The sequence below is a fragment of the Methanosarcina sp. DH1 genome (assembly GCF_020804205.1).
In the GTDB taxonomy this organism is placed as follows: Archaea; Halobacteriota; Methanosarcinia; order Methanosarcinales; family Methanosarcinaceae; genus Methanosarcina; species Methanosarcina vacuolata.
In genome coordinates this window covers 233,733-243,291 of the sequence record NZ_WJBJ01000020.1, presented here as the reverse complement: position 1 = coordinate 243,291, position 9,559 = coordinate 233,733, and the positions used below count along the sequence as shown (strand labels likewise).

At 39.9% G+C, this 9,559-nt stretch carries 4 protein-coding genes; 2 read left to right on the top strand and 2 right to left on the bottom strand.

Annotation, left to right across the window (positions count from 1 at the left end):
- Positions 1–130: 130 nt before the first annotated feature.
- Positions 131–1,183: a serine hydrolase gene (locus FXW07_RS11350; RefSeq protein WP_229395532.1), complete on the bottom strand. Its 1,053-nt coding sequence runs from the start codon at positions 1,181–1,183 to the stop codon at positions 131–133.
- A gap of 1,053 nt (positions 1,184–2,236) precedes the next feature.
- Here FXW07_RS11350 and thsB point away from each other — a divergent pair.
- Positions 2,237–3,892 (top strand): thermosome subunit beta, encoded by a 1,656-nt coding sequence (thsB, locus tag FXW07_RS11345; protein WP_229395531.1) that lies wholly within the window; start codon positions 2,237–2,239, stop codon positions 3,890–3,892.
- Between the two features lie 657 nt (positions 3,893–4,549).
- Here thsB and FXW07_RS11340 read toward each other — a convergent pair.
- On the bottom strand, positions 4,550–5,671 hold the full coding sequence (locus FXW07_RS11340; protein ID WP_229395530.1) for an ORC1-type DNA replication protein: 1,122 nt from the start codon (positions 5,669–5,671) through the stop codon (positions 4,550–4,552).
- 1,057 nt (positions 5,672–6,728) lie between these two features.
- Here FXW07_RS11340 and FXW07_RS11335 point away from each other — a divergent pair.
- Positions 6,729–9,434, top strand: coding sequence for a CHAD domain-containing protein (locus FXW07_RS11335; RefSeq protein ID WP_229395529.1), 2,706 nt, complete (start codon positions 6,729–6,731; stop codon positions 9,432–9,434).
- Positions 9,435–9,559 lie beyond the last annotated feature (125 nt).

The window sequence follows — 9,559 nt, the reverse complement described above, 5'->3', positions numbered from 1 at the left end:
AACCATAACAGAGGAAGGAACAAAAGCAAATGATACATTTATGACGATTATTCAGACAGCAAAGAAACTGGGGGTAAGTGCATATCAGTACATATGCGATAGAGTCAGCAGTATATGTGAGATGCCATCTTTAGCTCAAATCATCAGAGAAAAAGCTCAGTGAGTGGAAATTGAGGGGTTTCCACTCAATTTGAAGAGGATACATGAATTCTGATGCAATTGCTATGATCAGGTCTTTTTCTGGAATACAACAAATAACATTACCACCGTCTCCCAGTGCTAAATATGCAAAAACTCCGTCCTCTTCGCGTAACCACCACAGATAACCGTATTTATTGAGGTTCATAGCTGTTGATTCGTCAATCCATGTCCCGGAAATAATCTGGTTATTGTCCCAAATTCCATGGTTAAGATATAGAAAACCGAAACGTGCCATATCACGGGGAGTCAGCGTAAGCCCCCATCCTCCCGTAGAGTTACCATTTGGGTCTTTAACCCATCCTTTCATATTTTTCCCGAATAAATCCTCAAACCCAAACGCTTTCATTTCATGATCCGGGATTTCTTTCATGCCAATGGGTCTGAATAAGCGTTCATTGGCAAACTCACGGGCACTTTTTCCTGTGCTACGAGTAATGATAGTTGAAAGCAGGTGCGCCCCTGCAGTGGAATACTTAAAAGTTCCAATACTTCCTTTTTGGCCCAGCATATCCAGAATATACTTTACCCAGTCAGGTTGCATACACATCCTGTCCAGCGGTTCGTGCCAATCCGCAAATGGATAGGGAGCAGTCATAGTGAGAAGATGGCGTATGGTGATTTCTCGTTTTTGTAAGTCAGCAGAATCGGGAACATACTCGGGGAAAAAACCAAGCACCTTCTGGTCTGCATTTTCAATATATCTTTCATCTATGGCAATACCAATAAGAGCAGATATTATGCTTTTCGTTACAGATGCCACATGGTGTGTATCATCCGGGCCATAACCATTAAAGTATCTTTCATAAGCAATATATCCATTTCTCACAACAACAATACCATTTATATTGCTGTACTCGGCTTTTATCATAGGCTCAAGCTCTGAAAGCTTTTCTGAATCCATTCTCAAGGTTACCGGGTCTACACTCAAGGTTACCGGGTCTACAGTTTTCCATTTTATAGTTGGCCAGTAGTTTCTTTGCATTATAGACACTTCCCCAAAGACATATTATAGTGCTTTTATAGTGTTTTTATAGTGCTTTTTTCTTAACTCTCATTCAAGCATTTTAATACATTTTTATCAATAACAAAGAGATTAATAACTCCAGATGTCAAAAATATAGCCAAATAACAGTAATTTAGTGCATAAAACCTCTTAAATAGGTATAAATTCTTCATATTGCACATATTTTTGGTTAATTTTCTTATTAAACCAATTAAGATCAGGATCTATACCTGTACATTTGACTGGTAATATGAAATTAAAAATGCCTCCTACCTACAAAAATAATTTCTATTTGGAATGTTTGTTCGATGTGATAACCAGAGATTTCACAAATGTTCACCAAAAAAGGAGTACAATACTTTTAGATAAATTTTACGATTTTAAATTGGATTAAACAGAGTTTTAAATAGGAATTATACGTATTTTTTGAAAAAAAGATGTAATGTACGATATTTTGCAGAATAAAGTATTAATTTATTTTTAATTTCAAATCAGAATTTAAGTCCCTGAAACGTTTTTTTATTTTGTTTAGTGAGTTGAGAAAAATTACAGTTTTTTATAGCTTTTTCAGTTTGTAGAATACTCATAAATCGAGAGAGACTGGAAGGATTGAAATTTGGTTTTAGATCCTCCCCTCAAGATTATAGAGATCTTCCCAACTATCTTTGCCTCTCTTGAAGGGGACATACTCATTAACACAATCAATTGACATAGAATAGAGTTCTTCACAATATTCCGGGAAATTACCCCTAAGAAGAGGTTTTTGAGCTCTGCTATCATTTTTTAGCTCTGCTATCATATTAGAAAATAAAAATGGCATAATTCACTTCTCACCAAATGTCGTTATAGGCCCAAATTACTTTACTATTGTCCAAAAACGCTATCAAGATAAAATATTTATTTTCAAAAATATACTGCGAAATGTTGGATCCAGAACTATCAGCGGGATGAGTTTATATAGAAGTACAAACATGTAAAATGCGATTTTAATTGTAGAGCTATTTCAAACTCATACTAATGGAGGATTAAATCATGGCAGGACAGCCAATATTCATTTTAAAAGAAGGAAGTAAGCGAACCAGAGGCAGGGATGCCCAGAGTAACAATATCATGGCTGCAAAGGCAGTAGCAGAAGCAGTCAGAACAACCCTTGGTCCCAAGGGCATGGATAAAATGCTCGTTGACTCCATGGGCGATGTGGTAATTACAAACGACGGGGCAACCATTCTCAAAGAAATGGACATCGAACACCCTGCAGCAAAGATGGTAGTAGAAGTAGCTAAGACACAGGACGAGGAAGTCGGAGACGGAACTACCAGTGCAGCTGTGGTCGCAGGACAGCTCTTAAGTAAAGCTGAGGATTTAATTGAGCAGGAAATCCACCCGACAATTATCGCATCAGGGTACAGGCTTGCAGCCGAAAAAGCCGTAGAAGTCCTGAACTCCCTTGCAATGACAGTAGAACTGTCCAACCGTGACCTGCTGGTCAGTATTGCTGAAACTGCAATGACTGGAAAGGGTGCTGAGTCCTCCAAAAAACTCCTCTCAGAGATTGCCGTAGATGCTGTAACAAGCGTTGTAGACACAAATGGAAAGAATACTGTTGACAGAGACAACATCAATGTTGTTAAGAAAGTCGGCGGTAAGGTAGAGGATTCCGAGCTTATCAGGGGCATGATCATTGATAAGGAAAGAATCCACCCCAACATGCCTGAAAAAGTTAAGGATGCAAAAATCATTCTTCTCAACAGCGCAATCGAACTGAAGGACACCGAAGTAGATGCGGAAATCTCCATAACTTCTCCTGACCAGCTCCAGTCCTTCCTTGACCAGGAAGAACAGATGCTCAAGAAGATCGTCCAGAAAGTTATCGGCAGCGGAGCAAACGTTGTCTTCTGCCAGAAGGGAATTGAAGAGCTTGCCCAGCATTACCTTGCAAAAGCAGGTATCTTTGCTGTACGCAGAGTTAAGAAGAGCGACATGGAAAAGCTCGCAAGAGCAACAGGCGGCAAACTCATCACTAACATGGATGAAATCACTCCCGAAGACCTCGGATATGCAGGCCTTGTGGAAGAGAAAAAGGTCGGTGGAGACAGCATGACCTTTGTCACAGGCTGCGACAACCCGAAAGCTGTAACAATTCTTCTGCGCGGCGGTACAGAGCATGTAGTTGACAGTATTGACAGTGCTCTTGAAGATGCCCTGCGTGTGGTTGGAGTTGCAATCGAAGATGAGAAGCTCGTTGCAGGCGGCGGTTCTCCTGAAGTTGAGGTTGCACTCAGGCTCCAGGAATACGCAGCAACTCTCGAAGGCAGAGAACAGCTTGCAGTCAAAGCCTATTCTGAAGCTCTTGAAATCATTCCAAGAACTCTTGCAGAAAACGCAGGTCTCGATCCAATTGACATGCTAATGGAGCTGCGTTCACAGCACGAGAAAGGTGTAAAGACCGCAGGACTCGATGTTTTCGAAGGCAAAGTCGTTGACATGTGGGAAAACTTCGTAGTAGAACCCCTCAGAGTCAAGACCCAGGTTATCAATGCAGCTACCGAGTCTGCAGTTATGATTCTCAGGATTGACGATATCATAGCTTCTACCCGTACAGCAAGCCCTGAAGAAATGGGCGGAATGCCAGGCGGAATGGGCGGAATGCCTCCAGGAATGGGCGGAATGCCCCCAGGAATGATGTAAATTCCTGAAAAATAAGACAATAAATCAAGTACTGGCTAAACCCGAAAAAGGTGCATTTTTCTCACTGCTCCTTTTTTAAAATATTTAGTCGGGAAAGATTTCAAGCCTGAAAAACATGTATTTTCGGTTTTCCCGGAAATCCATGTGAATCTCCGTTCTCATTTTTCAGGCTTGTTTTTAGATTTCGTTTAATCCTTTTTTATATCTCTTTTCAGCTTCTTTTCAGTTTATTTTGTCTCTTTTCAGCTTATTTTCAGCTTATTTTGCCCTTTTCAGCTTATTTTCAGTCTCGTTTCAGCCTAAATTCAGTTCTTTTGAAAGCTTTTAAGGTATTATAATAAGCAAAAAACTGTTTTCCTTCCAGGCAGTGAGTCCCCTTCCTCGACTCGACGGAGGGGAGAGGTAGTTTACACTCTTAATTATCTATATCCCCTTCTACTTTAAAATGCCCTTTGATATCGATTAATCAGGAAATAGAATACGAAGTATAAATGGAACTAAAAAATGGAACTAAAAAATGGAACTAAAAAATGGAACTAAAAAATGGAACTAAAAAATGAAACTAAAAAATGGAACTAAAAACATCGGATAAAAGATAATTTTAAACATATAAGCCAGGATTCCCCGCAATTCATTGCGGGTTGATGTGTTTGAGTCTTAATCTTTCTTAAGACAATTAAGAACATCCTCAGTCCTGAATTTTGTTTTTATAATTCTCGTCCTGCCTCTCTGGCCCTTGCCGGTAAAATCCGCATCTATGTAGTTAAGCACCTGGAGCTTATTGACAATTCCATAAAAACGAGTATATCCAAGCTGAGTTAATTCATGGAAGGACTTGTAAAGTTCACCTGCCTGGATTTCTCCTTTTTTTGCTATTAGCTCAAGCAAGTGTTTCTCTGGCCCTGAAAGGAGGCTGATACCCCTGCATAGATGAAGCAGTTTGGACGCTTCATACGCTTTTTCCACATCTTCAGACGAGATTGTTCGGCTTCCCCTGCGTTCGGCATTAAAACCAGAACGTTTTAGGAGGTCAATTCCAACCCTGAGGTCTCCTGTCCGTTCTACATACGAGACCACGAGTTCAAGTAACTCTTCAGAAATCACTTTAGGATAAAAGCCGTATTTTACCCGGTCTTTGAGAATATCAAGAATTTCGGTACTTTCATACCTCGGGAATGGAATGTCTTCAGGTAAGAATACCGAATTCACTCTGGAATCCAGGCAATAGAGGTCCGAAGCGTCGTTTACAATTCCAATTACCCCTATCTTTGTTCCGGGGTACTGTTCATGTGCCCTTAAAAGCGAGTACATTACTTCATTAGCATGCCCTTCATAGCAGAGATAATTAAGGTCATCCAGAGCAACAAGCAGAATTTTCTCCGAAGAGACTAGAAAATTAACAACGGCCTCAAAGATTTTCCTGAAAGCAATTCCCGAGTTGGGAGGAGAGATTCCAAAAAGCTTCCTGTAAATCCTGGACATTACTGCAAAACGTGTGGAGTCAATCTGACAGTTAACTTTAACAGTAACAACACCAGTTGCATGGGCTTCAACTTCCCCGAATACCTTCATAACTGCACTGGTTTTTCCTGTTCCGGGGGGACCTACAAGCAAACAATTCAAAGGCCGCATACCGCGAAGGGCTGGCTTGAGCGCAAATCTGAGCCCATTTAATTGTGACTCCCTGTGAGGAAAATATTCAGGGAGATAGTCAGGCTCAAGCACAGACGGGTCCTTAAATAGGGTCTCATCCCAGAGTAGTATATCATTACCTGTCAAAGGAAGTTACTCCATAAGTCATTAATCTATTTATCATTAATAAGTGAAACTTCGATAATATTGAAACTTCGATAATATTGAAACTTCGATAATATTGAAAGCTCAGTAATATGAAAGTTCTAGACTGTAAAAGTATTTTTGTCTGGAACCTGGATTTCCGAGTTACAAAGTCAGTAATAAGGTGGTTCTGCATTCTGAATTAAGTGATTTCTAAACAACTAAGCAAGTATTTCTAAACAACTAAGCAAGATTTCACATGAATAAACTTTACTTAGTATGAGAGGTTCAGATTTAATATTAATAAACTAAATTCCTGATAAGCCGGATTTTGAGAATATTCCCTAATATTTTTTAAATTTTTAGTAGATATGTTTTACTGCATTTAGCTTTTTTGAATTGTTACTCAATGTTACTCAATTGAAATATTTCCGCCAGAAATTAATGAGCCAGTAATACGGGCTATTAGTTCGAGCAATAATAAGAATCAGTGGTACGAGCCAAATATATGGGGCAGGAATCTCGAAAAGGCTAATTTCCGAGATATTTTATTTGATGAAGTAGTTATTTTCAGGAAATGAATATTAAAACAATTTTATAGGACGATTCAACTAGAATTAATTTGAAAAGTGACAATCACTGATAAACTATAACAGGTAAAAAGAATAACATTAGATTTATTTATAAGGATTTGAGCAGTAATTATATAAAAACAATGGAGAGGAATAATTTAGAAAAAATAACTCTATCGAAATCCTGTGGTTTATAGCGTCTAAACTAATTTAATTGTGGCCTCAAACATACATCTATACATTTAACTTAATTACAATCCTTTAATTACAGGAAATAACGACGGGCTGGAAAGAGCGAAATTTATAGTCTTTATTTATAAATCGTCTGCTTAACCATGCCCCCTTCTGGGGGTTTTCACTCAAGCCTTTTTTAAAAAGGCTTGCAGGCAAACCATTTTACAAAAGGCTTGCAGGCAAACCATTTTACAAAAAGCTTCCGGACAAACTATTTCACAAAAAGTTGGGGATTTGGGTGGGAGAAAAAGAGTATGGAGATAGAATCAAAATTTTTGGTAATGGAAGAAACGGATTTTCAGGCCCTTGAAAGCCTTTCAAAGCTTGCTTCATACTCTCTTTCGGAAGCGAAAATCCAGTTAAATGAGGATATTTTCTTTGATACTGAGGACCGGGCTATTATGGCTTCGGGCTACTACCTGCGGGTCAGGAAATCATCTGGGGAAGACGGAAGCTGGGTTACTATTAAAAGCCTGGGAGGTTTTGAAGGTGGAACTCACAGGCGAGAAGAGTATGTAAGTTTCCTGCCTGATGGAATCTCAGTACTCGCATGTCCTGATTCACGTATTAGAGATCTGATTTTTGAATTTACGGCAGGACTTGACCTTTTTCCGCTGCTGTCCCTCAAGCAGAAAAGGGTAATTCGCCAGGTAAAAATGGGAAAAAAGCTTATAGCTGAGACTTACCTTGACCGAGTAAACCTGAAAAGTAAAGGCAGGGAAAAACACTATAATGAATTTGAAGTTGAGCTTAAAAGCAAAGGAAGCTCAGAAGACCTGGAAACTATCCGGCTTTTCCTGCTCAAGCATTACAACCTTGAAGAAAGCCCTTTTTCCAAGTTCGAAAGAGCTTTTCTTTTCATGGAGAACCTTCCTGAAAAAACCTTCCTTGACCTGAGAGAAAGAGCTTTTTGCGCACAGCTTGCAGACCAGAAAAACATGTATGGTAAGCAGGCTCAGATTTTGATGGGACTTGACAGGGGACAGAGCTGTGAAGAGCTCAGCTCGCTTTTAAAAGTTTCCCAAACCAAAATAAAAGCTCTGCGCTCAGAATTTAAAGAAAAGAGGCTTCTTATTTTTCCTTTTACAACCTACAAAGAAAAAGATCCTGAATTCCATTTTCAGGCAGGGAAAAGTTGTATTTCGAAAAAGGAAAAGAAAGCGTTAGAATTTAAACAATGGAACCCGGAAAGCCTGCTCGAGTATTACGGAGCAAATAAAAACCGGGCAGAAAAATGCAGGGAATATGCTCTTACGCTTTTTGATGGTCTGTCTGTATACCATGAACTGGGACAGGAAGAGAGAAAACTCCTAGGACTTGCAGCCTTCCTGAAGGATACCGGAAACTCCATTTTTCCTGGCGAGAGCGCACGTATGAGCAGGGAAATTCTTCTAACACATCCTGTAAAAGGATTCAGGCTTCACGAAATTTTAATGCTCACCCTAATCATTGAACTTCAGGATCTTTTTGTAAGCCATTACGTAAGCGAAAAAAGTTTAATCTCAAGCTTGAAAGGCTTCCACACGGGGCTGCCTCCAGGTCTACAGAACAAATCTCTGATGCTTGCATCTATTGTGTCAATTGCAGACCTTTTCGAATCCCTCAAAATCCAGCCAGGAAAGATAAGGTCGCTTGAAAACGTTCTGGATATAGAAATTATAGGGGATGTAACTGAAAAAACTGCAAAAAAGTTTGAGACACAAAGTAAACTCTGGAAATATCTCTACGGAAACAAACTCCTGTTTTCTCAGGCTACTGAGTACGAAAAAGTTCTAATTGAAAATGAATCCGAAACAAAAGAAATAGAAACAAAGAAACAGGTCGGAGAGGAAAAAAAGGCCGGAAATGAAAAAAAGCCAGAAAAAAAACAAGTAAAGGAGGAAAAAAGACTAGATAAAAAACAGGCTGCAAAGGAAAAACAAGCTGCAAAGGAAAAACAGGCTGCAAAGAAGAAGTGCATGCTGGGTGGAGAGGTAATTATTAAACCGACTGACTCTATGGCGCAGCTTGCCTGCAGAATATTTTCCCATCAATTTTCCTGTATGCTCTTTCATGAAGAAGGAACTATAAAAGGGGAGGATATCGAAGAATTGCACGATATGAGGGTTGCAGTCCGCAGAATGAGAGCTGCAGCAAGGGTTTTTGAGGCTTATCTTGATTCCGAGCAGCTTGAGCCTCATCTCAAAGGGTTCAGGAGAACGCTTGGTTCACTTGGGGAAGTCAGGGACCTGGACGTTTTCCGCGAGAAAGCCGAAAAGTACCTGAAAACCCTGCCTCCAGAACATGAACATGATCTTGATTCTCTTTTTGCAGTGCTTACGGAAGAGCGAGAAAAATCCAGGAAAAACATGTTTGATTATCTGGACAGTGAAAAATACCTGGCTTTCAAAAGAGATTTTTCAGATGCATTTGCCTCTCCAGAAACCCTGATACTTCCTGCGACTAACAAAAAACATGATTCATTACCCCATAGGGTCAGAGAAGTGCTTCCTTCAATTCTCTACGCACGTTTAGCAGATATCAGGGCTTACTCCGAATGGGTGGAAGGGCTTTATCTTCCTGTTGAACGCCTGCACAGGCTCAGGATTGCAGTCAAGGGAATGCGTTATACCCTTGAATTCTTTGAGAGCGTACTTGGAGAAGACGCAAAAACCCTGATCAAAGAGCTTAAAGCCTTCCAGGACCAGCTAGGAAACCTCCACGATACAGTAATTGCACTTGACCTGCTGGGTTCTTACCTGAGAACCGGGGAATGGGGTTCTGTCGAGAGCGAAAAAGCTTCCGGGAAAAATAAATTTTCCGAAGGTGCAGAAGGAAGTGCAGAAGGAATCGAAGCCTATCTTGTATACAGAGAAGAAGAACTCCAGACTCTGCTCAATGCCTTTCCCGATGCCTGGGAAAAGATATGTAATGGAAATTTCAGGGAAAGAATTGAAAGCATAGTGAAAAACCTGTACTAACGTGGTTAAAAGTCTGTACTAACATGGTGAAAAATCTGTACTAACGTGGTGAAAAATCTGTATTAACGTGGTGAAAAATCTGTACTAATGCAGTAACCGTAATGCAGTAAACTGTACTAATACAG

Excerpts from the sequence above, each read along its gene's own strand:
- FXW07_RS11350 (WP_229395532.1), bottom strand. The coding sequence starts at position 1,183 with ATGCAAAGAAACTACTGGCCAACTATAAAATGGAAAACTGTAGACCCG.
- FXW07_RS11335 (WP_229395529.1), top strand. The coding sequence starts at position 6,729 with ATGGAGATAGAATCAAAATTTTTGGTAATGGAAGAAACGGATTTTCAG.
- thsB (WP_229395531.1), top strand. The coding sequence starts at position 2,237 with ATGGCAGGACAGCCAATATTCATTTTAAAAGAAGGAAGTAAGCGAACC.